This window comes from Streptomyces sp. NPDC104226 (genome assembly GCF_055584085.1).
Map to the genome: position 1 here is coordinate 489,808 of NZ_JBVJMS010000004.1, position 23,837 is coordinate 513,644.

Here is a 23,837-nt window from a genome sequence, read left to right on the forward strand (position 1 = left end):
GCCATGACCACGGAAGAGACCCTCTCCACCCCTCCCCCTACCTCCACCCCTGCGTCCACACGCACCCCCACGCCCGCCCCCACACCCACACCCATCGCCCGGCCCTCGGGCGGGGCCTGGCAGGTCGCCACCGAAGCGTTCACCACCCCGGACGCCACGCTGCTGCGCCGCGCGTACTACGCGGAGGTCGCCGGCCGGTACTGGGGGCGGTCCGTCACCGAGGCCGAGATCGACCAGGGCCTCCTGGACTTCCCGGACGACGAGCTCACGGGACGGACGGGCCGGTTCGTGGTCGGCCGGCTCGACGGGCAGCCCCTCGCGTGCGGCGGGATACGCCTCCTGGACCCCGTCACGGCCGAGCTCACCCGGGTGTACGTGGACCCGCGCGCCCGCGGTACGGGCGGCGGGGCGGCCCTGCTCCGGGCCCTGGAGGACGCGGGCCGCGCCCTGGGCGCCGAGCGGGTCCGGCTCGACACCCGGTCCGACCTGGTGGAGGCCCGCGCGCTGTACGCGCGCCACGGGTACGCGGAGATACCCGCGTACAACTCCGGCCCCTACGCGGAGCACTGGTTCGAGAAGCGCCTGACCTGACCGTTCACGGGCCTGACTGTTCACGGGCCTGACCGTTCACCTGGCCTGCCCGTTCACCGGGCGGAATGGTCCCGGCGGGGCAAGGTCTCGTAGGGCTCCTCGTCGACGGATCCGCAGAGCTCCGAGTTGATCTCCGCGACGAGCTCGGAGAGGTCGGTCGGGCGGTCCGCGGTCCACCAGTCTCCGAGCAGCTCGGCGAGCGACTCCTCCCGCGCGGCGGACAGCTTCAGCGCACTCTCACGGCCCTTCTCCGTCAGGACCAGCGGCAGACCCTCGCGGACGGCCAGCCCCCGCTCCTCGATCTGGCGGCCCGCGTCCGTGATGGCTCGCAGCGGCACCATGGTCTTCTCGGCCAGCACGGCCGGATCGACGGTTCCGTACTTGTTGATCCGCAGCAGCATCCAGCTGGCGGCGGGCAGCAGGTCGTAGCCGGCCTTCGCAGTGATCTTCTCGTAAACGTGCTTGCGGCCCTGCAGGGTCCCGAGCACCGTCAGGGCGCGGGCGACCTCCTCCCGCGAGGAGCGCTGGACGGGGTTGGAGGCGAGGGTCTCGGTGACATCGGGCGCCGTCACCGAACCGCGCAGCTTGTCCTCCTTCAGGAACCAGGCCACGACGAAGGCCACCAGCACCACGGGTGCCGCGTAGAGGAAGACGTCCGTGATGGAGGTGGCATAGGCGTCGAGCACGCGCGGTCGCAGCACGGCGGGGAGGGCGCCGATGGCGCGCGGGTCGGCCTCCAGCCTGCCCGCGTTCACCCCCGGCGGCAGCGGGATCCCCTTGAGCGCACCGGCCAGCTTGTCGTCGAGCCGGTTGGTGAAGATCGTGCCGAAGATGGCGACGCCGAAGGAGGCGCCGATGGAGCGGAAGAAGGTGGCGCCCGAGGTGGCGACACCGAGATCGGCGTAGCTGACCGAGTTCTGCACCACCAGGACCAGCACCTGCATGACCAGCCCGAGGCCGGCGCCGAAGACGAAGAAGTAGAGGCTCATCTCCCAGGTGGAGCTGGTGCGCTCCAGTTGGTGCAGGAGCAGCAGCCCGACCGCGGTCAGTGCCGTACCCGCGATCGGGAAGACCTTCCAGCGCCCGGTACGGCTGACGATCTGGCCGGACACGGTGGAGGTGATCAGCAGTCCGAGCACCATCGGCAGCATGTGGACGCCCGACATGGTCGGGGAGACGCCCTGGACCACCTGGAGGAAGGTCGGCAGGTAGACCATCGCGCCGAACATCGCGAAGCCGACGATGAAACTGATCAGCGAGCAGAGGGTGAAGGTCCGGATCCCGAACAGCTTGAGCGGGAGCACCGGCTCCACGGCCCGGCGCTCGACGAGGACGAAGCAGACCAGCAGGACGAGTCCGAGCACCGCGAGCCCGATGATCTCGGGCGAGCTCCAGCCCCACGTACCCCCGAGCGAGGCCACGAGCACCAGGCAGGTCGCGACGGAGGCGATGAGGAAGGTGCCGAGGTAGTCGATGGTGTGCTTCTCGGTGCGCACCGGGATCTTCAGGGCCGCGGCGATGACGACGAGGGCGACGAGACCGATGGGGAGGTTGATGTAGAAGACCCAGCGCCACGAAAGGTGGTCCACGAACAGTCCGCCGAGCAGCGGACCCAGCACGCTGGTGGCTCCGAAGACCGCGCCGAAGAGCCCCTGGTACTTGCCGCGTTCGCGCGGCGGGACGATGTCCCCGACGATCGCCATCGACAGCACCATCAGCCCGCCGCCGCCCAGTCCCTGCAGCGCGCGGAAGCCGATGAGCTGCGGCATGTTCTGCGCCAGGCCGCACAGGGCGGACCCGATCAGGAAGAGCACGATGGCGCCCTGGAAGAGCTTCTTGCGCCCGTACTGGTCCCCGAGCTTGCCCCACAGCGGGGTGGCGGCCGTCGAAGCGAGCATGTAGGCCGTGACCACCCAGGACAGGTGCGACATCCCGCCGAGGTCGCTGACGATCGTCGGCAGGGCCGTCGACACGATCGTCTGGTCGAGCGAAGAGATGAGCAGCCCCAGCAGCAGCGCACCGATGGAGACGAGCACCTCGCGTGAGGCGTGTTCGGCGCTGGGGCCGGATGTCCGCTTGCGCGGGCCGGGCTCCGTGGTCACGTCCTGCACCATCGGCTCCTCCTCGGGCCTGATCGACTCCTCCATCCTGAGCGGTGTGTCCCGTTATGGCCTCCCGGGCGGGTTGGGCGGGTTACCGGCGGTCTGCATAATCGCTGGCAGCAGCCAGGGGAGGGATTCGAGTGAGTACTGAGCACTGTCCGGAATGCGGCACGACGGAAGGAACCTGCGACTGCACACCAGGCTTCCAGCCCCTCCGCATCCGCCCGTACATCACCCTCCCCAACCCCCCGGCGCCACACCCCGGCCCGGACACCACCTCCACACGCCCCGCCCCGGCGAGCACGACGCCGCCCCACTCCGGCACACCGGGCACCCTTCCACCACCCCCTGGCCCGACGCCCACTGCTCCGCTCCCGGGCCCGGGCACCACGCCGCCCCACCCCGACTGGACGAGCACCACTTCCGCACACCCCGGCCAGGCGGGCACCACCTCGGCACACACGGGCATACCGAGCACCGCGCCGCGGCCCCCCGGCCCGGGCACCACCTCCGCACGCCCCGGCTCGGCGGGCACAACATCGCCCCACACGGGCATAGCGAGCACCGCGCCGCAGCCGCCCGGCCCGGGCACCACGTCCGCACGCCCCGGCTCAGCGGGCACGGCGACACCCCACACAGCCCACCCGAACTCCACGCCACCGCCGCCAAGCACCACTCCGCATCCCGGCCCTGCGCCCACTGCTCCGCTCCCGGGCCCGGGCACCACGCCGCCTCACCCCGGCTGGACGGCCACCACCTCCGCACACCCCGCCCCGGCGGGCACGACACCGCCGCACTCAGGCATGCCGGGCACCGCTCAGCCTCACCCCGGCTGGACGGACAGCACCTCCACCCGCCCCGGCCCCGCTGGCACCCAGCCGACGCCCACCAGCCCGACTGGCACCACGGCCCACCAGCCCGGCTCGGTCGACACAACACCGCCCCACGCGGGCATACCGGGCGCCGTTCCACCGCTCCCTGGCCCGGCGAGCGCTGCCCCGCACCCCGGCCCGGGCACCACCTCCACGCGCCCCAGCCCGGCGGGCACGCCACCGCACCACGCAGGCATACCGAACACCACGCCGCCTTACCCGGACTGGACGAGCCCCACCCCTGTCCACCCCGGCCCGGCCGACACCCAGGCGACGCACACCAGCCCGACAGCCACGACGGCCCACCACCCCGCCCCGGCGGGGATGACGCCGCCGCACGCAGGGATGCCGGGCACCACTCCGCCGCCTGGCTCGGCGAGCACTGCTCCGCGCCCCAACCCGGGCGCCACCCCGCCACACCCCGGGCCGCCAGCCGTCCCGGTGCACCACCCGGGCAATGGGGCCACGACGCCGCCCCATGCAGCCCGACCGGACACCACGCGGCGGCCCGGCTGGACGGGCATCACGTCCGCGGGCCCCGGCCCGGCGGAATCCCCGGCGCACGCCAGCCCGACGGGCACGCCCGCGGGGGCGACCCAGTCTGCCGGGCTGCAACCGCATCCCCAGCCGGGCAATACCCCGTCGGCGGGCACGGGCACGACTGAGCGCTCCGCCTCCCCGCATCCCGCACCGCACCTGGGCCAAACGGCCGGCGCGCCGCCCTACTCCGACCCGGCAAGCACGCGCACAGCCGACCCCGCCGACAGCCCTGCGCAGGACGTCTCCCCACACCCCGCACCGCACCCGGGCCCCACGACCGGCCTGTCGGCCTACCCGGGGCCGACGGGCACCGCGTCGCCCTACTCCGGCTCGACCGGCGCCGCTGCGCGGCCCGACTCGACCGGTTCCGCTCCGCACCCGGGCCGGGTACCCGGCTTGCCATCACACCCCGGCGAGGCGAACACCCCTACGCCCGCCACCGACCCGGTGGGCGCCACCCCGACGGCCCCCGGCCCGGCCGACGCCCCGCCGGTACACCCCGGCCCGGCGGGCACGGCCGCGCACTCCGGTGCGGCCGGCACGGAGGCCGTGGGCACCTCCGCGCACACCGGCCCGACGGCCGTGCTCCCGGCCTACCCCGGCCCGGCGGATCCCGCGTCGCCGCACTCACCCCCGACCACCCCCACCCGCACCGAGCCGGTGCCGCCCGGGGCTGAGACTCCCGCGTACGGGACACCCGTAGCGTCCCTGCCCGAAGAAACGATGCAGCTGCGCCCGGTACCCCCGTACGACCCGTACGGGGCACCCGCACCCCACCCCGGAGGCGCGGGCGGCCCGGCGTACGGGGCCTACGGGCCCGAGGGGCCGGACGGGGCGCACTCCCCCAAACCCCCGCGACGCCGCACCCGCGCGCTCGCCCTCATGGCGGGCGCCGCCGTCGTGGTGATCGGCGCGGTCGTCCTCGCCCTGCGTGCCACTTCGGGGCCCGCCTCGCCGGAGACGGCCCTCGTCGACGCGAAGCCCTCCTCCCCCTTGACCAGCCTCACGCAGGTCGCCCCGTCACAGGCCACCGCGAGCACCGGTCCGACCCCGTCGCCCTCCACCACCCCGTCCCGGTCCACCTCCGCCTCCGCGTCCTTGTCCCCCTCTCCCTCGCCCTCCCCCACCCCGAGCCGTTCGTCGACCCCGTCGGCCACCCCCTCCCCCACCCCGAGCCGCACCTCCCGACCGACCTCGCGGCCCCCGACGCAGGCACCGACCCTCCGGTACGGGGATTCGGGCCCCGAGGTGGAGAAGCTCCAGCGCCTGCTGGCAGCGCAGGGCATCTACCGCGGCAAGTACGACGGGCGCTACGGCGCGCGTACGGAATCGGCGGTCTCGACGTTCCAGGCGTACAACGGCATCGACGAGGACCCTTGGGGCGTCTACGGCCCGGCGACCCGTCGCGCCTTGGAGGGATAGAACACACCCCATCCGGTGGCGAGCACCCCTCTGCGTTTTGTATTCTTCAGGAACAAAGTGGTTCCGTCCTCACTCCCTGACCGGTGGACGGAACCACTTGTTCTCTTTTCCCGTCCCGTCTGGAGCCCCTCCGATGCCGGCCAGCACCACCACCGCCCCCGCCGTCCTGACCGCCAAGGCCCTGCTCCTGGACATGGACGGCACCATCGTCAACTCGGACGCGGTGGTCGAGCGCTGCTGGCACGACTGGGCCGTGGAGCACGGCCTGGATCCGAAGGAGGCCCTCAAGGTGGTCCACGGCCGCCAGGGCTACGCCACGATGGCGATCCTTCTCCCGGACCGCCCGATGGAGGAGAACCTCGCCGAGAACGCGGTGATGCTCGCCCGCGAGACCGCCGACACCGAGGGCGTGGTCCCGATCGGCGGCGCTCCCGCCTTCATGGCCGCCCTCAGCACCCTCCCGCACGCCCTGGTCACCTCCGCCGACGCGGCCCTGGCCACGGCCCGGATGACGGCCGCCGCCCTGCCGATGCCCGAGGTGCGGGTGACCGCCGAGTCCGTGCAGGCCAGCAAGCCCGACCCGGAGGGCTTCCTGATGGGCGCCGCCGCCCTCGGCGTGGACCCGGCCGACTGCATCGTCTTCGAGGACTCCGCCGCCGGCATCGCCGCAGGCCAGGCCGCGGGCATGCGGGTCATCGGCGTCGGCCCCCGCGCCGCCGCCCACGGCCCCACCGCCCACGTCCTCGACCTCACCGCCGTCGCCGTCACCACCTCCCCCGACGGCTCCATCACCCTCACCATCGAAACGGCCTGACCGAGAGCCCACCCGGGCAGCCCGCCGGAACGGCCCGCCGGCGCACCCCGACGGACGGCCCGCCGGGGCCACACGACCAGACGGCTCACTCGGAGCCCCCCGACGAGCACCCCGGCGGCCCGTTCCGGCGGGCCCGGTCGCCCCGACAGGCCCGCCTACGACCGAGGCCGCGGCCGCGGCCGGGCATCCCGCACACCGCGGGGCGCAGCCGGTGCTCCCACGCCACCCTGGCGCCCACACAAGGCCCGCACCGCGCCCCAGGCTCAGGCGACGCAGAACTCGTTCCCCTCGGGGTCCTGCATCACCACCGCATAGTGCGTCTCCAACTCGTCCAGCACGCGCAGCACCCTCGCCCCCGCACCGGTGAGCCGCTGCACCGTGTCGTCGACCCGCCGCCTCCGGAGCTCCATCGGAACCCCGCGCCCACCGCTGACCTTCAGGTCCAGGTGCAGCCGATTCTTGCCCGCCTTCGACTCCGGGACCTGCTGGAACCACACCCGGGGCCCCCGCCCGGACGGATCCACGATCGACTCCGGCAACTCCCCGACCCCCTCGGGCAGCTCCTCCGCAGGCACCCCCATGCCTTCCCAGTACGCCCGCCAGGTCGCGTGCCCGTCCGGCGCCGGCTCCGGCACGTAGCCGAGGGCTTCGACCCAGAACGTCACCATCACCGCCGGATCGGCGCAGTCGATCGTCAGTTGCAACGTGGTCTCCATGGCCTCAGCCTCGCAGGCGGGTCTGACAACGGAAGGTACGGTCGACCACGGCGCACCGGATGACTCGATCACCAGATCACCGGATCACCGGAGTGCGCAGGCCGAGAGCGTGACCACGGGGGGAAATGCCATGACCGAACTGATCGTCCTGTTCAGCCTGATGGGGATCACAGCGCTGTACCTCATCGTCAAGGTGCTGCGCCGCGAAAGCCGCCGCCGCTCGGTGGCGTCGGAGGGGATCCTGATCGAGCTGGAGCGCACCGAGCAGCTCCGCAAGGACCGGGTCACCTATCACTCCAACGCGGTCCACAACAACCCCTTCACCACCGGACTCTGATTCCGCATCACGGCGCCGCCCCCGGAACGACCGGGCGCGGCGCCGTCGCCATACCCCCCGAACCGGGCGCGGAACATTAGCCTCACCCCCGCCCAAGCCACCCCAGAACTCCAACTCCCCCCACCCCAGGCCCCGTCACGAACCTCGCCATGACATGCTCATGCCTTCAGACTGTCACTTCGCGCCCATCCCCCCGAAACCCGGCGCGGCCAGCATGGCCACGCCGCACCACGCACCCGCGCCCACAGCGCCTCCGGCGCCCCGGCGCCCACCACCCCTGACCCCACCCAGGAGCCCTCATGTCCTCCACCCCCTCCCGCACTTCCACGTCCTCCGTCTACGCGCGTCGACTGGGCACGCTCGCCTCCATACTCGCGGCAGCCTCCCTGACCACCCTCCTCAGCGCCCCTACCGCCGCCGCCTCCCCTCCCACCCCCATCAGCGCCGCGGCCGCCCGCTCGTACCTCGCCACCGTCACCCCGAAGACCGAAGGCTCCACCAGCGGTTACAGCCGGGACCTCTTCCCCCACTGGAGCACCGTCTCCGGCACCTGCAACACCCGCGAGACCGTCCTGAAGCGCGACGGTTCGGGCGTGGTCCAGGACTCCGCCTGCGCCGCCGTCAGCGGCAGCTGGTACTCCGAGTACGACGGCGCCACCTGGACGGCCGCCTCGGACATCGACATCGACCACATGGTCCCCCTCGCCGAGGCCTGGCGATCCGGCGCCAACTCCTGGACCACCGCCAAGCGCCAGCAGTTCGCCAACGACCTCACGCGCCCCCAGCTCATCGCGGTCACCGACAACGTGAACCAGGCCAAGGGCGACCTCGACCCCGGCAAGTGGCTGCCGCCGCGCACCGCCTACCGCTGCACCTACGCGCGCATGTGGGTCCAGGTCAAGCAGTACTGGGCCCTGAGCATGGACTCCACGGAGAAGACGGCCCTGGTCAACATCCTCAACGCCTGCTGACGCAGCACACAGCCCCACCAGGCCCCCACCCCACCCCTGGCCAAGGATCTTTCCCCCGCCAGGGGGAGGTGGACCACCCCCTCCCCGTCGTACGGTGATCACACGGCAACGCCGGACGAAGGAGGGGGAGTTACATGGGGGCCTTGCGCCTGGGACCACTGCTGCGCCACGTCGACTGGGACGCGGGCGACTCCGCCACGCTGTGGATCGAGGCGGACCGCCCGTGCACCGCCGAGGTGCGGTGCGCCGACGGTTCCGGCGGGAGCGTCCACACCTTCCAGATAGCCGGCCACCACTACGCCCTGATCACCGTCACCGGCCTCACCCCGGACTCCACCACGGCCTACGAGGTCCTCCTCGACGGCCTCCGGGTCTGGCCGCTGCCCGACAGCCCGTTCCCCGCGAGCACCATCACCACCCCGCCCGCGGGGCGGCGCGGCTCCGCGACCGCTCCCGACCTGCGCCTGACCTTCGGCTCCTGCCGCCAGGCCGCCCCGCCGGCCGACCGGCGCGGACCCCACGGCCCCGACGCGCTCGACACCCTCGCCGCCGATCTGGCCGCCGACCCGGAGGCGGTGCGGCCCGACGTCCTGCTCCTCCTCGGCGACCAGGTGTACGCGGACCAGCTCTCCCGTTCCACCCGCCAATGGCTGGCGGCCCGGCGGGACCTGCGCGAGGCCCCCGGCGCCCAGGTCGCGGACTTCGAGGAGTACACCCGGCTCTACTACGAGTCCTGGCTCGATCCGGAGATCCGCTGGCTGCTCTCCACCGTCCCCAGCCTGCACATGTTCGACGACCACGACGTCATCGACGACTGGAACACCAGCGCCGCGTGGCTGGCGGAGATGCGCGCCACCCCGTGGTGGCAGGAGCGGGTGGTCAGCGGCCTCATGACGTACTGGGTGTACCAGCACCTCGGCAACCTCTCCCCCGCCGAGCTGGCGGCCGACCCCGTGTTCGAGGCGGTACGGGCGACCCCCGACGGCACCGACGCGCTACGGGCCTTCGCCACCTCGGCGGACGCCGACCCGACCACGGTGCGCTGGAGCTACCGCCGCGACTTCGGCCGGTCCCGGCTGCTGATGGTGGACACCCGGGCGGCCCGGGTGCTCGCCGAGGACGAGCGGGCCATGCTCGACCCGGCGGAGCAGCAGTGGCTCCGCGAGAACGCCCTGGACGGGCACGGGGCGTACGACCACCTCCTCATCGGCTCCTCACTGCCCTGGCTGATGCCGCCGCTCGTGCACGACGCGGAGGTGTGGAATGCCGCGCTGTGCCGCGGGGAGCGGGGCCCGAGGTGGGCCCGGATCGGAGAGGACCTGCGCCGGCGGAGCGACCTCGAGCACTGGGCGGCGTTCCCGGCCTCGTTCGCGATGCTCAGCGACCTGATCGAGGAGGTGGGCACGGGCCCGCGGGCGCCGGCGACGGTGTGCGTGCTCTCGGGGGACGTGCACCACGCGTACGTGGCCGAGCCCCGAATACCCAGCACGGCGCAGGTGTTCCAGCTGACCTGCTCCCCGGTCCACAACTCCATCCACACCGCAGTGAAGTGGGGCTTCAGGCTGGGCTGGTCACGGCTCGGCCGGTGGCTGGGCCGGGGTTTCTCCCGGCACGGCCGGACGGGCCGGCCCCCGCTGAGCTGGCGGCGGACGGGCGGCCCGTTCTTCGGCAACCAGCTCATGACGCTCGCGCTGTCGGGGCGCTCGGCGCGGCTGTGCCTGGACCAGGCCCGCAAGGGCCCCCGCCTGGTGACGGTCCTGGACCGCGACCTCACGCCGCCGCGCTGACGCACGGCGGGCGACCCGTCACGGCGGAGCACCGACCCGGGCGTCCGGTCCGTGGACACCCGGCGTACGCTGTTCCGCTGTCAGCCGCCCCTGCCGCTCCCCCGCGACGTCGCGGCGCCTCACGCCGAGGCACGTCAACCGGACTGGGGAGTCCCGTTTTGCTTGAGACTCTGGGCTCGATGACTTCGAGCCCGTGGATCTACGCCCTCGTGGCGCTGTCCATCCTGCTCGACGTGTTCCTCCCGGTGCTGCCGAGCGGGGTGCTGGTGGTCACCGCTGCGGCGGCTGCCGCGGCGGCAGCCGGGGCGGCGGGACCCGTGCCCGTGCAGTCCCAGGTGCCGGACATCCTGGCGCTGCTGGTCACGGCCGTCACCGCCTCGGTACTGGGTGACATGGCCGCGTACCGGCTGGCCCGCCGGGGCGGGGCCCGCCTCGACCGCGCCATCGCCCGCTCGCGCCGGCTGACCCGGGCCCACGAGCGCCTCGGCACCGCCCTCGCGCGCGGCGGCGGCGCCCTGGTGGTGATCGCCCGCTTCGCCCCGGCCGGCCGCTCGGTGGTCTCCCTGGGCGCGGGCAAGACCCACCGCAAGGTCCGGGAGTTCCTTCCCTGGTCGGTCCTGGCCGCCATCGCCTGGGCCGGGTACAGCATCGCCCTCGGCTACTTCGGCACCCAGTGGCTGGGCACCACCTGGCTCGGCACCGCGATCTCCCTGCTCGCCCTCTTCGCCGCAGGCTCCCTGGCCGCCTTCGTGGTCCGCCGCCCCACCCCCACTCCCACCCCCACCGCCTGACCCGGGCCACCCCGCCCCCGCTGGACGGGTAGCCCAGCGATCCCCGCAGCCACACACCCCCGAGCCGGCCCCAGAGGTCCGGCCCCAGGCCGATCCCCGCGGCCGCACGACACGGGGTCGCCCCCGCACCGCCGGTCCCCCGACTCCGCCCCCGTCCGCTCCGCCCCGCCTCCCCCAGGCAGCGCAGCGACTCGCCCGCCCGCCTGCAGCGACCCGCACCCGGCTCCGGCAACGCCCCCGCCCGCTCCGCTCCGCCCCGCCTCCCCCGGGCGAGCAGCGGCTCACCCGCTCCCGCGCCAGCGATCCCCGCAGCCGCACGACGCCGGGTAGGGCCCGCACCGCTCCCCCGACTCCGCCCCCGCCCGCTCCGCCCCGCCTTCCCAGGGCGGAGCAGCGACCCCGCCCGCTCCCCACCAGCGATCCCCGCAGCCGCACACCCTGGAGCCGGCCCCCAGAGGTACGGCCCCCGGCCGATCCCCCGACTCCCTCGCCCGCCCGGCCGCCCGCCCGCCCGCCCGCAGCAACCCGCACCCGGCTCCGACAACGGCTCCGCCCGTTCCGCCCCGCCCCGCCTCCCCCGGGCGGAGCAGTGGCTCACCCGTTCACCCGGCAGCGATCGCCGCGGCCACGCGGGGCTCCTAGCGTCCAGAGGACGGTGCGCACCCGAATCCGCGCCGCGCAGTTCCCGGAGCCCGAGGAGTCCTCTCCATGCCCGCCACCCCCCACAGCCCCCGCCGGTACCGCCGCCTCCCCCGCCTGCTGGCCGTCGCCGCAGCGACCGTCGCCTTCGCCGCAGGCGCGCCGCCGACCCTCGCCCAGGCCCAGCCCTCCGGCAGCGTCTCCCCGACCAACGTCGCCCCCGGGGGCCGGGTCAGCCTCAACGTCACCGGCTGCGGCACCCGCACCGGCAAGGCCACCTCCCGCGCCTTCGGCGACGTCTGGCTGACCCCCGGCAACGCCGAGGCCACCAACCTCTTCGGATCCGCCACCACCTCCCGGAACATCAGCGCCGGCTCACACCCCGTCACCTTCGAGTGCGGCGGCCCCGGCGGCGAACGCGTCACCGTGGCGCTGAACATCACCCCGGGCGCCGCCCGCGGCGGACTCGGCGGCAGCGTCGACTCCATGAGCCCGGGCCAGATCGCCATCGGCGGCGGCCTCGTAGCCGCTGCGCTGGGTGCCGGCGCCTGGATCCTGCGCCGCCGCACGGACCACGCCTCCTGACCCGACCCGACGCGCCCCCACCGCGCCCCACCCAGAACCCGTACTCCCACTCCGCCGACGGGAGTGGCCGATGGTCCCGCCGCATTCGGGACTTTCCCCACTCCCGCCCGGAATTCCCTCCCGCAAGGCTGAGTCCACGCACCGCTGCCCCTCAAGGAGCCCGCCATGGACCAGAGCCCGCGCCCCGTGATCGCCGCCGTAGACGGATCCGCGAACGGCAACCGGGCCCTGGAATGGGCCATCTCCCAGGCCCTGATGACCTCCGCCCCGCTGCGCATCGTGCACGCCCGCCTCTACATGAACTCCATCGGCGCAGCCCTGTCCGGCGGCTTCACGGAGCCGGGCCTCGACGACGACCCCGTACTGATCCGGGTCCGCGAGGCACTCGACGGCCGCGCCGGCCTCCCCCCGATCGAGTACGCCTCGCACCCCGGCGCCCCCGACCAGGTGCTGCCCCGGCTGGGCGAGGACGGCCAGATGATGGTCCTCGGCTCACGCGGCCGCGGCGGCTTCGCCAGCCTGCTCCTCGGCTCGAACGGCATCGCCTGCGCGAGCCAGGCCGCCTGCCCCGTGGTGGTCGTCCCGCGCGCCGAGCCTCCCCTGCACGACCCGTACGGGCAGGTCGTACTCGGCCTCAACAGCGCGGCCCCCGACGCGAGCACCACCTCCTTCGCCTTCCGCGAGGCGGCCCGGCGCGGGGCCCGGCTCCAGGTCGTCGTCGCGCACGCCTGGCCCGGCCGGACCTTCACCGTCGCCGGGGCCATCGGCACGGCAGCGCACGAGGAGACCGCCAACGCCCACGAGGTCGCGGCCCTGGCCGCCGCGCACCTGCGCCCGTACGCCGAGCAGTACCCGGAGGTGGCGATCGAGCAGCTGTCGGCGCCCGGCGACGCGGCCGGCCACCTGGTGGCCGCCTCCCAGGCCGCGGACCTGATCGTCATCGGCCGCCACCGCAAGCGCCCGCTCTCCCCGCGCCTGGGCTCCGTCACCAACGCGGTGCTGCTCCACACCGGCTGCCCGGTCGCGGTGGTCCCCCTGGAAGAGGACGCCGTCCCGGCAGCCGCCTGACCGTCCGCCCGGCACCCTCACCCGGCCACGGCAGCCCCCGCTCCCCTGACGTGAAGCCCTTCCAGCAGGTCCCTCGTAGCCTCCGCGACCGCGTCGACGGCGGCGTCGAAGACCTCCTGGTTGTGCGCGGCGGGCGCCCGGAAGCCGGACACCTTCCGCACGAACTGCAGGGCGGCGGCCCGGATCTCCTCTTCGGTCGCCTTCTCCGGGATGGCGGGCGGACGCAACGTCTTGATCGATCGGCACATACCTCCACTATCCCGCCCCGCACCACCTACCGACAGGCAAAGCCGGCCACTCACCACCACCCCCACTTCTTCTTCCGCAGCTCCTGCATCTTGGCCTTGGCCCGCTTCGCCTCCGCCTGCGCGTCCCCCTGCCGAGTCCAGCGCCCCTGGTGCCTGCCGCACTGGCCGCTCCCGACGATGGCCTTGCTCCGGCACCGCCCCCCACGCTTGGTCACCGCACCACACCTCGGCTGCGTCACCCCGCCACCCCTCTCCCGCTCACCTGCCGTACGCACTCCTTGCACCGTGCCGCAAGCTCCGAGGAGCAGGAAGGGCGCACAGCAACGCACGGGGAGCTCAGAGCGGTCTCGGCCCGCTACCGCGACGCGTCCCGGTCGTCTTGTCGTGGTGCGGTTCGGCTGTTCCCATTGGCTTCGGGGCGCGAAGTGTCAGGGGGCGGCATGGGCGAGCTGAGGGTTTCCCGATGGCGTAGGCCTGGTCACGACCGGTGGTACGTGAACCTCCCGGACGGGACCGCCGTCGCATGGGCGGACGTTCGGACCGGCAAGGTGACCATAGTGGTGGAGGAGCGGCGGGCTGAGGCGGTGGCCGCGCTTCGCGCGCACTTCGCCGAACAGTCCAGGGCTTCGGAGCAGCCGGGCACGTCGCCCGAGCCGGAATCGCGTCCGCGCCCGGAAGGAGTGCGGTCACGGGGTGTCGCGGAGCTGCCCGCGCTGACCAAGGAGAACGATCTGGCCCGGAACCGCCCCGGGGCGCAGGTGCGCGACCTGCTGGCGGCTCAGGGGCCGCGGCCGGTGGAGCGGGTGGTCAATCGGTTGTTGCGAAGGAAGAGCCGGTGGGACTCGTGGTCCAGGGGCCTGGCCGGCGAGCGGAGGACCGGCGCCGAGCTCGGGCGGCTGGCCCGGCACGGGTGGAAGGTGCTGCACTCGATCCGGCTGTCACGCGGAGGGGACGTAGACCACCTGCTCATCGGGCCAGGCGGGGTGTTCACGATCAACACCAAGAACCTGCAAGGGAAGTCCGTGTGGATCGGTGACGACGTGGTCAAGGTGGACCACGGCCCGGCCCGCCCGTACCCGGCCAAGAGCCGGGCCGAAGCGACGTACGTGCGCGGGGTGCTGGAGCGCTACTGCGCCTTCCCCGTTCCGGTCGAGCCCGTGCTCGTCTTCGTCGGCGCCCAGGACCTGCCGCGGGTCCCGACTCAGCTCGGCGTGCGGATCTACCGGGAGCGGGAGGTCTCCGTCCTGGGACCGCTCACCGGCAAACTCACCCAGGACCAGGTCGAAGCCGTCTACGCCGTGGCCCGCCATCGCGGAACCTGGCTGGGCCCGTAGGCCGGCCGACTCCGCGGGTGGGAGCCATCGCCAGGAGCGCACCGGGAGGCTCCCGCCCAAGGGCGGCTGCCGTCGAGAACTACGGCCGAAGGCCCCCAACCATGATCGGTTGGGGGCCTTCGTACTGGTGGGCGCGGACGGTTTCGAACCGCCGACATCTGCTTTGTAAGAGCAGCGCTCTACCCCTGAGCTACGCACCCGTGGATGAGTGGACAGCCTACATGCAGGGCGCACCCCCCACGCAAACCCGTTCCCGTGGGGGAGAATGGGCCGGGGCAGGGGACATGCGGACCGGGTACGGGAGAGGCGACTGTGACGACGGCACCCCGGCGGTGGTTCGGCGGCGGGCGGGACGAGAGTCGGCGGGCGGATGCTCAGGCGGCGAAGGACGCTGCCGCGGCGGCGTTCTACGAGCTGGACACCGCGCAGCGGGATCTGCGGATCTCGATCGAGACGATCGCGGCCGCGGACGGGTCGCCGGAGGCGCGCCGGGCCGGTGAGGGGTTCGCCGCGCTCGGGCAGCGGATCGACCAGGTCAGCCACGTCTACATCGATGCCGTCGACGCGCACGATCTCGACCGGGTGGAGCTGGAGGCGTCGGCCGCGACGCGTGCCCGGGACGAGCTGACGCGGGCCAAGGAGGAGCTGGTCCGGGTCAAGGGCGAGCTCGACCGGTTCGCGCAGGGGCTGCAGCCGCTGCTCGGCCGGGCGGAGACGCAGCTGGCGCGGGTGGCGCCCGCGCGGGAGCGGGCCAGGGCCGCGCTGCTCGCGGCGAGCACGGCGCTGGACGAGGTGCGCGGCAAGGGGATCCGGGCCGATGATCTGGCGGCGCGGCTGGCCGCGCTCGGGCCGGAGCTGACGAAGCTGAACCAGGGCGCCGCGCAGCACGGCGTGCAGGAGACCGTGCAGCGCGCCGACCGGATCCTGCGCGACGCCGAGGCGATACGGGCCGAGGCGGCGCGGCTCCCGGAGCGGGCCGCGGAGATCGACCGGCGGCTGGTGAGTCTGCGGACCCGGGCGCAGGCCCTGCGCAACCGGGCGGACCGGGTGGATCCGGTGCTCAGCGAGCTGCGCCGGCGTTTCAGCGCGGCCTGCTGGCAGGACCTCCAGCAGGTTCCGGAGCAGGCGGTACGGGACGTCGCGCAGGCGGAGGAGCGGCTCGCGGAGGCCGGCCGGGCCCGTGACCAGCAGCAGTGGGCGGTCGTGGCGGCCCTGGTCGAGGCGGTGCGGGCTTCGCTGGACTCCACCGACGAGGCCGTGTCGGCGGCGCAGGACCGGCTGACCCGGCTGGAGGCGGTGGCCCGGGATCCGCAGGCGGAGGTGGAGCGGACCCGGTTCGCGATCCGGGACGCGCAGCGCCTGGCGATGGAGGGCCGTACGGTCCCCGAGCCCCGGCACGCGGGCCCGTTGGACGACGCGGTGGCCAGGGTCGCCCGGGCGCTGGCCGCACTGGAGGACCGGCACCCCGACTACTGGGCCTTCCTCCAGGAGATGGAGGCCGTACGGTCGTCCGTGCAGCGGGTGGTGACGGACATCCGGACCGAGCGCGGCCACGGCTAGTGCCGTGCCGTCCGGACTTGTCCGGGCGGGGGCACCGGCGGATGCTGGAGGGGCCAGGAACGGAGCAGAGGAGGGCGCCATGGCCGCCCACGCTTCCCATGGACACCATCACCACCACCGTCACCACCGCCGCCACATGACTCTCGGATTGCGCAGGCCGCACAGGCCCCGTTGGTCCCGGGTTTCCCCTGCGCCCCCGGCGCCTCCCGCGTCGCAGGAGTCGTACGCGCCCCACGCGCTCTACGGGTGCCACGAGCCCCATGAGCACTACGCGCCCTACGTCGCCCACGAGCCGTACGCGACGGCGGCACCGCCCCGGACCTCCCCCGGGGTCCTGCAGCGCATGATGCGTCCCGTGAACGCGAGCCTCGACGAGCACCTGCCCAGCGATCACCGCCTCAGCAAGGTCTACCGGGTCGGCGCCGGGCTGACCGGACTCCTGCTGGTGGTCTTCGGGATCCTCGGGCTCATCGACCGGATCGGGTTCTTCGACACCGGTGGGGACACCGTGCTCGCGCTGAACACCAACGGCGCGCTGAGCGTGCTGTCGATCTGCATCGGACTGCTGCTGTTCATCGGGATGGTCATCGGCGGCACGTTCGCCTCGACGCTCAACATCGTGCTGGGCGTGCTGTTCATCGCGAGCGGGTTCGTGAACCTCGCACTGCTCGACACCGGGATGAACTTCCTGGCCTTCCGCATCCCCAACGTGCTGTTCAGCTTCGTGGTCGGCGTGATGCTGATGTGGTTCGGGATGTACGGGCGGGTGGGCAGCGCCCTGCCGCACGACAACCCGTACTGGCGCGCCCGCCACCCCGAGGAGGCGGCTCGGGAGCAGCGGGCGCGTATGAGCGCGAGCGGGGGCCGGAGCGGGAGGGCGCCCGTCGGCAGGCCTGCCTAGGCGCTGCCCCCGGCCCTACGCCTCGATGCGTTCGACCTTGTCCACGAGGAAGAGGAAGGACAGGGCTCCGCCGACCGTGATGCCGCCGATCAGCATCAGCGGGAGGGCGAAGGAGCCGTCGCCGCCGCCGATCATGTAGCCGATGACGATCGGTACGACGATGCCGGCGAGGTTGCCGAAGACGTTGAAGACCCCGCCGGCCACGCCGAGCATCCGCTCCGGTGCGATCTCGGTGACCAGGACCCAGGAGAACGACGCGAGGCCGTTGGCGAAGAAGGCCACGCACATGATGGCGATCATCGCGGCGTTCGAGGTGACGTAGTTGGCGGCGACGATGACGCCCGCGAGACCCAGGCCCGTCACGATCGGGGTCTTGCGGGCGAAGGACGCCGACATGCCGCGCTTGACCATCCAGTCGGACCAACTGCCGCCGCACAGCACGCCCACGAGGGCGGCAACGAAGGGCAGGGCTCCGGTCAGACCGCCCTTGTCGAGGCTCAGACCGCGCTCGTTGGTGAGGTAGGTCGGGAACCAGGTCAGGAAGAAGTACAGCGTCGAGGCGATGGCGAACTGGCCGAGGAAGACGCCCCAGATACGGCGCTGCCGCAGCAGGAAGCCCATGTCGCGGCGGAAGGCGCCCTTCTCCCGGGCTTGGGCGGAGCTGTCGGCGGTCGCCCCGTCCTCGGTGATGTGGACGAGCTCGTACGCGCCGACCTTGGGGTGCTGTTCGGGTCGGTTGCGGATGACCTTCGTCCACACCAGCGCCCAGGCGACGCCCACGCCGCCGAGGATCCAGAACACGTGGCGCCAGCCGAGCGTGGCGGCCATCCAGGCGATCAGCGGGAAGGCCACGCCCAGGCCGATGAACTGCCCCGAGGTGTAGACGGCGACCGCCCGGCCGCGTTCCGCGCGCGGGAACCAGGAGGCGGCGACGCGCCCGTTGCAGGGGAAGGCGGGGGCCTCGAAGAGACCGAGGCCCATGCGGCTGGCGAACAGGAAGCCGAAGCCCTTGGCGAGCGAGCCGAGTGCGGTCATGACCGACCAGCCGATCAGCGCCCAGGCGTAGACGATGCGCGGGCCGAACCTGTCGACGAGGCGGCCGCCGGGGATCTGGGCGAGGGCGTAGGTCCAGGCGAAGCCGGAGAAGAGCCAGCCCATCGTCTCCGGCGAGATGCCGAGGTCCTTGGAGACGTCCGGCGCCACGATCGACAGGACGCTGCGGTCCAGGTAGTTGATGGCGGTACTGACGAAGAGGACGGCGAGGATCGCGAAACGGTACCTGCCGATCCTGCGCTTCGGCAGCTCCGGTGGCTTCGCCGGGCCGGAGGGGCCGGTGCCGCTGCCCGGCCGCGTGGTCGCGGCGGCCGGGTCGTGGCTGAGGGACATCGTTGTCTCCCGGGGGGACGTGTGGGGATGACGTGTGGGGGTGACGTGCCAGGAGCGCCGAGCGGCGCGTGCCGAGCGGCGCGTGCCGAGCGGTACGCGGCGCGCGCAGGGGCTCCGGAGAGCGCCCAGGAGGGCCGCAGCACAGCGCGGAGCAGACGGAATCAGATGTTCCGGTAGCGCGACTCGATAATTGCTAATTAACGATTACTTGTGCAAGTCTTTGCCTTGTCAGGGCGACAAGTAGGGACCAAAGCCCCGGCAGGGAGAGGGGAAACCGGAATGAGCAGCAGCGAGGCCGCGTACGCCGGTCGCGGGGTCCACAAGGCGGCGGTGGAGGAACTGGCGCGGCGGATCTTCGACGGCACGCACGACGAGGGGGCCACCCTCGACCTCCCCCTCCTGATGGAGGAGCTCGACGTCAGCCAGACGGTGCTCCGCGAAGCCATCAAGGTGCTCATGGCCAAGGGTCTGGTCGACGCCCGGCAGAAGCGCGGCACCTTCGTGCGCCCGCGCACCGACTGGAACCTCTTCGACGCCGACGTGCTGCGCTGGAAGCTCGCGGCCGGCGCGCCCGACTGCTTCTTCTCGGACCTGCTCGAACTGCGCCGCTCGGTCGAGCCGGCCGCCGCCGCGCTGGCCGCCGTACGGGCCACCGAGCAGGACCTGGCCGCGCTGGACGCGGCGCTGACCGCGATGGCGGCAAGCGACTCCGACCCGGTACTGCACGTGCGGGCGGACGCCTCGTTCCATCTGGCGCTGCTGACCGCCTCGCACAACCTGTTCTTCACGCAGATGTACCGGGTGATCATCCCGGCCCTCGTCGAACGCGACCGCGCGGTGCACAAGGGGGACTTCGAGCACCCGCACGCGATCCACCGGGCCGTGGTCGACCAGATCCGGGCCGGGAACCCGGACGGGGCGCACCGGGCCGTGCTCGACCTCCTCGACATGGCGCAGCGCGACCACCCGTAGGACCCGCAAGACCCGCACAAGACCCGTAGGACCGGTAGCACCCGACCCGTACCCGAGGCATCGGCCAGCGCCCGCAGCGCCGGCCGCCGCCTCCCCAGAGATCCCCTCCTGCCACCCCACAAGGAGAGGACACCGTCAACCGTGAAGATCACCCGCATCGAGACGTTCATGGCCCCGCCGCGCTGGATGTTCGTCCGCGTGGAAACCGACGAGGGCGTCGTCGGCTGGGGCGAACCCGTGGTCGAAGGGCGCGCCGAGCCGGTGCGCGCGGCCGTGGAGGTGCTGTCGGAGTACCTCGTCGGCCGGGACCCCCTGCGGATCGAGGACCACTGGCAGGTCATGACCAAGGGCGGTTTCTACCGCGGCGGCCCCGTGCTGTCCTCCGCCGTCGCCGGGCTCGACCAGGCGCTGTGGGACATCAAGGGCAAGGCGTACGGGAAGCCCGTGCACCAGCTCCTCGGCGGGCCGGTCCGCGACCGGATCCGCGCCTACGCCTGGGTCGGCGGCGACGAGCCGCACGAGATCGAGGACGCGCTGGTCCGGCAGATCGAGGCGGGCTTCACGGCCGTCAAGATGAACGGCTGCGGCCGCATGAGCCCCCTGGCGACCCGCTCCGAGGTCCGCGACTGCCTCCGGCGCGCCGAGACCGCCCGCGAAGTCCTCGGCGACGACCGGGACTTCGGGCTCGACTTCCACGGCCGGGTCTCCCCCGCTAACGCCCGCCGGATCCTGCCGCTGCTGGCCCCGTACGACCCGATGTTCGTCGAGGAGCCGGTCCTCTCCGAGTACATGCAGGCCGTCCCCGATCTGGTGAACGCCTCCAACATCCCCCTCGCGCTCGGCGAACGGCTCTTCTCCCGGCGGGAGTTCCTCGCCCCCCTGCAGGCCGGCGTGGCGATCCTGCAGCCCGACATCTCGCACGCCGGCGGCATCTCGGAACTGCGCCGCATCGCCGCCCTCGCCGAGGTCTACGGAGCCCAGATCGCGCCGCACTGCCCGCTCGGGCCGGTCGCCCTGGCGGCCAGCCTCCAAGTGGCCTTCACCACCCCGAACTTCCTCATCCAGGAGCAGTCCATCGGCATCCACTACAACCAGGGCGCCGAGCTCCTCGACTACGTCACCGACCCCGAGCCGTTCCGCTTCGACGCGGGCTCCCTGGTCCGCACCGAGCGGCCGGGCCTCGGCGTCGAGGTCGACGAGGCGGCCGTCCGGGCCGCCGACAGGAAGGGCCACGCCTGGCGCAACCCGGTGTGGCGCCACGAAGACGGCTCCTTCGCCGAGTGGTGAGCCCCCACCACCACCCGGCGGCATCCCCACCCCCACCCCCACTCCCCACAACGGCACCCCCACCCCCCACACATCAGAAGGCAGGCATTCCCATGGAGTTCGGCGCAGCGCTGCGACAGGAGCGGCTCGTCGCCATCGTCCGCGGACGGGACGCGGAGGCGTCCTTCCGCACCGTCATGACCCTCGTCGAGGAGGGGGTCCCGCTCATCGAGGTCTCCCTCAGCGGCACCGACGCGCTGGACGTCATCGGCCGGGCCCGCAAGGAGCTCGGCGACGGGGCCTGGCTCGGGGCCGGTACGGTCCTGACCGCCGAGGACGCCCAGCGGGCCGCCGAGGCCGGAGCCAACCTGATGGTCACCCCGGGCCTCGGCGCGGGCGTGGACGAGTCCGTCCGGCAGGGGCTGCCGGTCCTGGCCGGGGTCATCACCCCGACCGAGGTCATGGCGGCCGACGCGGCGGGGGCCTCCGCGCTCAAGCTGTTCCCGGGCACGATCGGCGGACCGGCGTACCTCCGGGCCCTGCGCGCCCCCTTCCCCGACCTGCCGTTCGTACCCGTCGGCGGGGTGGACGCGGCCGACGCGGCCGAGTACCTGTCCTCCGGCGCGGTGGCCGTCGGCGTGGGCTCCCCGCTGATCGGCGACGCGGCCGACGGCGGCGACCTGCTCGCGCTGCGGCGCCGGGCTGCGGAGTTCAAGGCGGCCTGCGCGTGACCGGGACCTGGACCGGGGCCGGGGCCGTCACCGCCCCCGAGGTCCTCACCTTCGGGGAGACGATGCTCGCCCTGCGCGGCAGCGGCCCGCTGCGCCTCGGCGGGTCCATGGAGGTCTCCGTCGCGGGCGCCGAGTCGAACGTCGCGATCGGCCTGGCCCGGCTCGGGCACACGGTCCGCTGGGCGGGTGCGGTCGGCGAGGACGAAGCCGGTGAGCTGGTCCTACGGACCCTGCGTGCCGAGGGCGTCGACGTCTCCGGAGCCTCCCGCGACGACGGCGGCGCCCCGACCGGGCTGATGATCGCGGAGCCCAGGCTGCCGGAGGTCACGCGGGTGCACTACCACCGCGCGGGCTCGGCGGGCTCCCGCCTCAAGGCCTGTTCCCTGGAGCGGGCCTTCACGGCGGCCCCGCCCAAGGTCCTGCACCTGACCGGGATCACCCCGGCGCTCTCCCGCTCGGCCCGCTCGGCCTGCACCCTCGCCCTGCGCCTCGCGGCCGAGCACTCGGCGCTGGTCTGCCTGGACGTGAACTTCCGGTCCCGGCTCTGGTCCTCGGAGGAGGCTGCGGAGGTGCTGCGCGGGTGGGCGCCGTCGGTGGACGTGCTCATCGCCTCCGACGACGAACTCCCCCTGTGCCTCCCAGCGCACACCCCGGCCGACCCGGCCGTCCAGGCGAAGGAACTCCTCGCCCTCGGCGTCGGCGAGGTGGTCGTCAAACTCGGCGCGGCCGGCGCGACGGCCTACACGGACGACGGCCGGACGGTGCACGCCCCGGCCCGGCCCGTCCGCGCCGTCGACACGGTCGGCGCGGGCGACGCCTTCGTGGCGGGCTACCTCTCGGCGTTCCTCGACGGGGGCACGGCGGAGGCCCGGCTGGACCGGGCGGTCACGGCCGGCGCCTTCGCGGTGGCCTCGCGGGGTGACTGGGAGGGTGCGCCGACCCGCGCCGAGCTCGGGCTCCTGTCCGCCCCTGCGGGCACGGTGGTCCGCTGAGACTCCGGCGGGGCCGGGGCGACACGGGGGTGCGTCCGGGCTCCGCCGGTTCGGGGGCCCTGCGGGGCCGTCCCCTCCCCGCCCTTCCCCCGTTCCCCGGGCTCCGCCCGGACCCCTCCTGGGGCTCCGCCCCAGACCCCGCGCCTCAAACGCCGGCGGGGCTGGATGTGCCGCAGCGCGGACCGGGTCCGGGCAGCGCCCGGGGAACGGGCGAAGGGCGGGTAGGGGACCTCGCCCCGCAGGGCCGGCCCGACCGCGCCCCGGATCCGGCGCGCGGGGATTCCGGAGGCCCGGCCGGACTGCGTAGCCTGTCCGCATGCCCCGTTATGAATTCCGCTGCCGGACCTGCGAAGACGTCTTCGAGGTCAGCCGGCCCATGGCCGAGTCCTCCGCGCCCGCCGACTGCCCCGCCGGGCACGCCGACACCGTCAAGCTGCTCTCCGCCGTCGCCGTCGGCGGGACGAGTGCGGCCCCCGCCGCGCCCATGGGGGGCGGCGGAGGCTGCTGTGGTGGGGGCGGCTGCGGCTAGGAGGCCGCCGGTCAGCGCTTGCGGGACAGGGTGATGCCGTCGGAGATCGCCAGCAGCACCGATTCCATGCGGGGGTCCGCCATGACGTGGTCGTTGTAGGCCTGGACCCCCGCCGCCCCGCCGGTCGCCGCCGGGTCCAGCACCTGGCCGTGGTACAGCGTGTTGTCCGTGACGAGGAGCGCGCCCGGGCGCAGCCGCGGGACGAGCTCCTCCCAGTAGGCGACCTGGCTCTGCTTGTCGGCGTCCATGTACGCCATGTCGATGTGCGGCTCCTCCGGCATCGCGCGCAGCGTCTCCAGCGCGGGCGCGATCCGCAGGTCGATGCGGTCCGCGACCCCGGCCTTCGCCCAGGCTTCGCGCGCGTACGCCGTCCACTCCTCCGAGACGTCGCAGGCGATGAGGCGGCCGTCCGCCGGCATGGCCTGCGCCATCGACAGGGAGGAGAAACCGGTGAAGGTGCCGATCTCCACGATGTGCCGCGCTCCGGTCAGCCGGACCAGGAAGGCCAGCAGCGGCCCCTGCTCCTGCGCCGACTGCATTCCGGCCGCGTCCGGGAACACCTCGTACGTCGTCGCCACCAGCCCCCGCTGGACCTCGTCCAGCGGGGGGTTGTGCGCGAGCATGTACTGGTAGAGCTCGTCTGTGATCTTGGTGCTGTTGCCCTTGGTCATGGGCCCAGTGTG

At 73.5% G+C, this 23,837-nt stretch carries 23 protein-coding genes and 1 tRNA gene; 17 read left to right on the forward strand and 7 right to left on the reverse strand.

What is annotated here, in order from left to right:
- The first annotated feature begins 3 nt into the window (after positions 1–3).
- On the forward strand, positions 4–591 hold the full coding sequence (locus ACZ60J_RS15660) for a GNAT family N-acetyltransferase (RefSeq protein WP_469682223.1): 588 nt from the start codon (positions 4–6) through the stop codon (positions 589–591).
- Positions 592–644: 53 nt separating this feature from the next.
- Here the strand turns inward: ACZ60J_RS15660 and ACZ60J_RS15665 are convergent, their stop codons facing one another.
- Positions 645–2,705 (reverse strand): MDR family MFS transporter, encoded by a 2,061-nt coding sequence (locus ACZ60J_RS15665; protein ID WP_469682225.1) that lies wholly within the window; start codon positions 2,703–2,705, stop codon positions 645–647.
- 1,796 nt (positions 2,706–4,501) lie between these two features.
- Here ACZ60J_RS15665 and ACZ60J_RS15670 point away from each other — a divergent pair.
- Together ACZ60J_RS15670 and ACZ60J_RS15675 are read left to right on the forward strand one after the other, a co-directional pair.
- Entirely contained in the window at positions 4,502–5,527 is a 1,026-nt protein-coding gene (locus ACZ60J_RS15670) for a peptidoglycan-binding domain-containing protein (RefSeq protein WP_469682226.1), read from the forward strand.
- A 133-nt stretch (positions 5,528–5,660) separates the two neighbouring features.
- A complete protein-coding gene (locus ACZ60J_RS15675) occupies positions 5,661–6,341 on the forward strand; it encodes an HAD-IA family hydrolase (RefSeq protein WP_469682228.1) in 681 nt (226 codons plus the stop codon).
- 263 nt (positions 6,342–6,604) lie between these two features.
- Here the strand turns inward: ACZ60J_RS15675 and ACZ60J_RS15680 are convergent, their stop codons facing one another.
- Positions 6,605–7,057: a VOC family protein gene (locus ACZ60J_RS15680; RefSeq protein WP_469682230.1), complete on the reverse strand. Its 453-nt coding sequence runs from the start codon at positions 7,055–7,057 to the stop codon at positions 6,605–6,607.
- Between the two features lie 130 nt (positions 7,058–7,187).
- Here ACZ60J_RS15680 and ACZ60J_RS15685 point away from each other — a divergent pair, with 130 nt between their 5' ends.
- The 6 genes from ACZ60J_RS15685 to ACZ60J_RS15710 all read left to right on the forward strand — a co-directional run bounded on the left by ACZ60J_RS15685 (position 7,188) and on the right by ACZ60J_RS15710 (position 13,235).
- The gene (locus ACZ60J_RS15685) at positions 7,188–7,394 is read left to right on the forward strand and encodes a hypothetical protein (RefSeq protein WP_469682231.1); all 207 of its coding nucleotides are present in this window, start codon (positions 7,188–7,190) and stop codon (positions 7,392–7,394) included.
- Between the two features lie 299 nt (positions 7,395–7,693).
- Complete coding sequence (locus ACZ60J_RS15690) at positions 7,694–8,365, forward strand: HNH endonuclease family protein (RefSeq protein WP_469682232.1); 672 nt, start codon at positions 7,694–7,696, stop codon at positions 8,363–8,365.
- A gap of 134 nt (positions 8,366–8,499) precedes the next feature.
- The gene (locus ACZ60J_RS15695) at positions 8,500–10,152 is read left to right on the forward strand and encodes an alkaline phosphatase D family protein (protein WP_469682233.1); all 1,653 of its coding nucleotides are present in this window, start codon (positions 8,500–8,502) and stop codon (positions 10,150–10,152) included.
- A gap of 158 nt (positions 10,153–10,310) precedes the next feature.
- Positions 10,311–10,943 (forward strand): DedA family protein, encoded by a 633-nt coding sequence (locus ACZ60J_RS15700; RefSeq protein ID WP_469682235.1) that lies wholly within the window; start codon positions 10,311–10,313, stop codon positions 10,941–10,943.
- Positions 10,944–11,651: 708 nt separating this feature from the next.
- Entirely contained in the window at positions 11,652–12,167 is a 516-nt protein-coding gene (locus tag ACZ60J_RS15705; protein ID WP_469682237.1) for a hypothetical protein, read from the forward strand.
- A gap of 165 nt (positions 12,168–12,332) precedes the next feature.
- Positions 12,333–13,235, forward strand: a complete 903-nt coding sequence (locus tag ACZ60J_RS15710) for a universal stress protein (protein ID WP_469682238.1) — start codon at positions 12,333–12,335, stop codon at positions 13,233–13,235.
- Between the two features lie 17 nt (positions 13,236–13,252).
- Here the strand turns inward: ACZ60J_RS15710 and ACZ60J_RS15715 are convergent, their stop codons facing one another.
- Positions 13,253–13,483 (reverse strand): DUF2277 domain-containing protein, encoded by a 231-nt coding sequence (locus ACZ60J_RS15715; RefSeq protein ID WP_254385331.1) that lies wholly within the window; start codon positions 13,481–13,483, stop codon positions 13,253–13,255.
- A 50-nt stretch (positions 13,484–13,533) separates the two neighbouring features.
- The gene (locus tag ACZ60J_RS15720) at positions 13,534–13,698 is read right to left on the reverse strand and encodes a hypothetical protein (protein WP_469682240.1); all 165 of its coding nucleotides are present in this window, start codon (positions 13,696–13,698) and stop codon (positions 13,534–13,536) included.
- Between the two features lie 333 nt (positions 13,699–14,031).
- Between ACZ60J_RS15720 and ACZ60J_RS15725 the strand changes: the two genes are divergently transcribed.
- Positions 14,032–14,817: a nuclease-related domain-containing protein gene (locus ACZ60J_RS15725; RefSeq protein WP_469682241.1), complete on the forward strand. Its 786-nt coding sequence runs from the start codon at positions 14,032–14,034 to the stop codon at positions 14,815–14,817.
- Between the two features lie 125 nt (positions 14,818–14,942).
- Here the strand turns inward: ACZ60J_RS15725 and ACZ60J_RS15730 are convergent.
- Positions 14,943–15,017 (reverse strand) — tRNA-Val (locus ACZ60J_RS15730).
- Between the two features lie 112 nt (positions 15,018–15,129).
- On the opposite strand from ACZ60J_RS15730, the gene ACZ60J_RS15735 reads away from it, so the two are divergent.
- Together ACZ60J_RS15735 and ACZ60J_RS15740 are read left to right on the forward strand one after the other, a co-directional pair.
- Positions 15,130–16,377, forward strand: a complete 1,248-nt coding sequence (locus tag ACZ60J_RS15735; RefSeq protein ID WP_469682243.1) for a hypothetical protein — start codon at positions 15,130–15,132, stop codon at positions 16,375–16,377.
- Positions 16,378–16,723: 346 nt separating this feature from the next.
- Positions 16,724–17,278: a DUF4383 domain-containing protein gene (locus ACZ60J_RS15740; protein ID WP_469682453.1), complete on the forward strand. Its 555-nt coding sequence runs from the start codon at positions 16,724–16,726 to the stop codon at positions 17,276–17,278.
- A 15-nt stretch (positions 17,279–17,293) separates the two neighbouring features.
- Here the strand turns inward: ACZ60J_RS15740 and ACZ60J_RS15745 are convergent, their stop codons facing one another.
- The gene (locus ACZ60J_RS15745) at positions 17,294–18,664 is read right to left on the reverse strand and encodes an MFS transporter (protein WP_469682244.1); all 1,371 of its coding nucleotides are present in this window, start codon (positions 18,662–18,664) and stop codon (positions 17,294–17,296) included.
- A 279-nt stretch (positions 18,665–18,943) separates the two neighbouring features.
- On the opposite strand from ACZ60J_RS15745, the gene ACZ60J_RS15750 reads away from it, so the two are divergent.
- From ACZ60J_RS15750 to ACZ60J_RS15770, 5 genes are all read left to right on the forward strand, one after another.
- Positions 18,944–19,636 carry a FadR/GntR family transcriptional regulator gene (locus ACZ60J_RS15750; protein WP_469682246.1) on the forward strand — a complete coding sequence of 231 codons (693 nt, stop codon included), beginning with the start codon at positions 18,944–18,946 and terminating at the stop codon, positions 19,634–19,636.
- Between the two features lie 141 nt (positions 19,637–19,777).
- On the forward strand, positions 19,778–20,923 hold the full coding sequence (gene dgoD / locus ACZ60J_RS15755; protein ID WP_469682249.1) for a galactonate dehydratase: 1,146 nt from the start codon (positions 19,778–19,780) through the stop codon (positions 20,921–20,923).
- A 92-nt stretch (positions 20,924–21,015) separates the two neighbouring features.
- Positions 21,016–21,633 (forward strand): bifunctional 4-hydroxy-2-oxoglutarate aldolase/2-dehydro-3-deoxy-phosphogluconate aldolase, encoded by a 618-nt coding sequence (locus ACZ60J_RS15760; RefSeq protein ID WP_469682251.1) that lies wholly within the window; start codon positions 21,016–21,018, stop codon positions 21,631–21,633.
- Positions 21,630–22,625 carry a sugar kinase gene (locus ACZ60J_RS15765; protein WP_469682252.1) on the forward strand — a complete coding sequence of 332 codons (996 nt, stop codon included), beginning with the start codon at positions 21,630–21,632 and terminating at the stop codon, positions 22,623–22,625. The genes ACZ60J_RS15760 and ACZ60J_RS15765 overlap by 4 nt, the downstream gene beginning before the upstream one ends.
- A 316-nt stretch (positions 22,626–22,941) precedes the next feature.
- Positions 22,942–23,154 (forward strand): FmdB family zinc ribbon protein, encoded by a 213-nt coding sequence (locus ACZ60J_RS15770; protein WP_469682253.1) that lies wholly within the window; start codon positions 22,942–22,944, stop codon positions 23,152–23,154.
- Between the two features lie 11 nt (positions 23,155–23,165).
- Here ACZ60J_RS15770 and ACZ60J_RS15775 read toward each other — a convergent pair whose 3' ends face one another.
- Positions 23,166–23,825: an O-methyltransferase gene (locus tag ACZ60J_RS15775; RefSeq protein WP_469682255.1), complete on the reverse strand. Its 660-nt coding sequence runs from the start codon at positions 23,823–23,825 to the stop codon at positions 23,166–23,168.
- Positions 23,826–23,837: the final 12 nt, after the last annotated feature.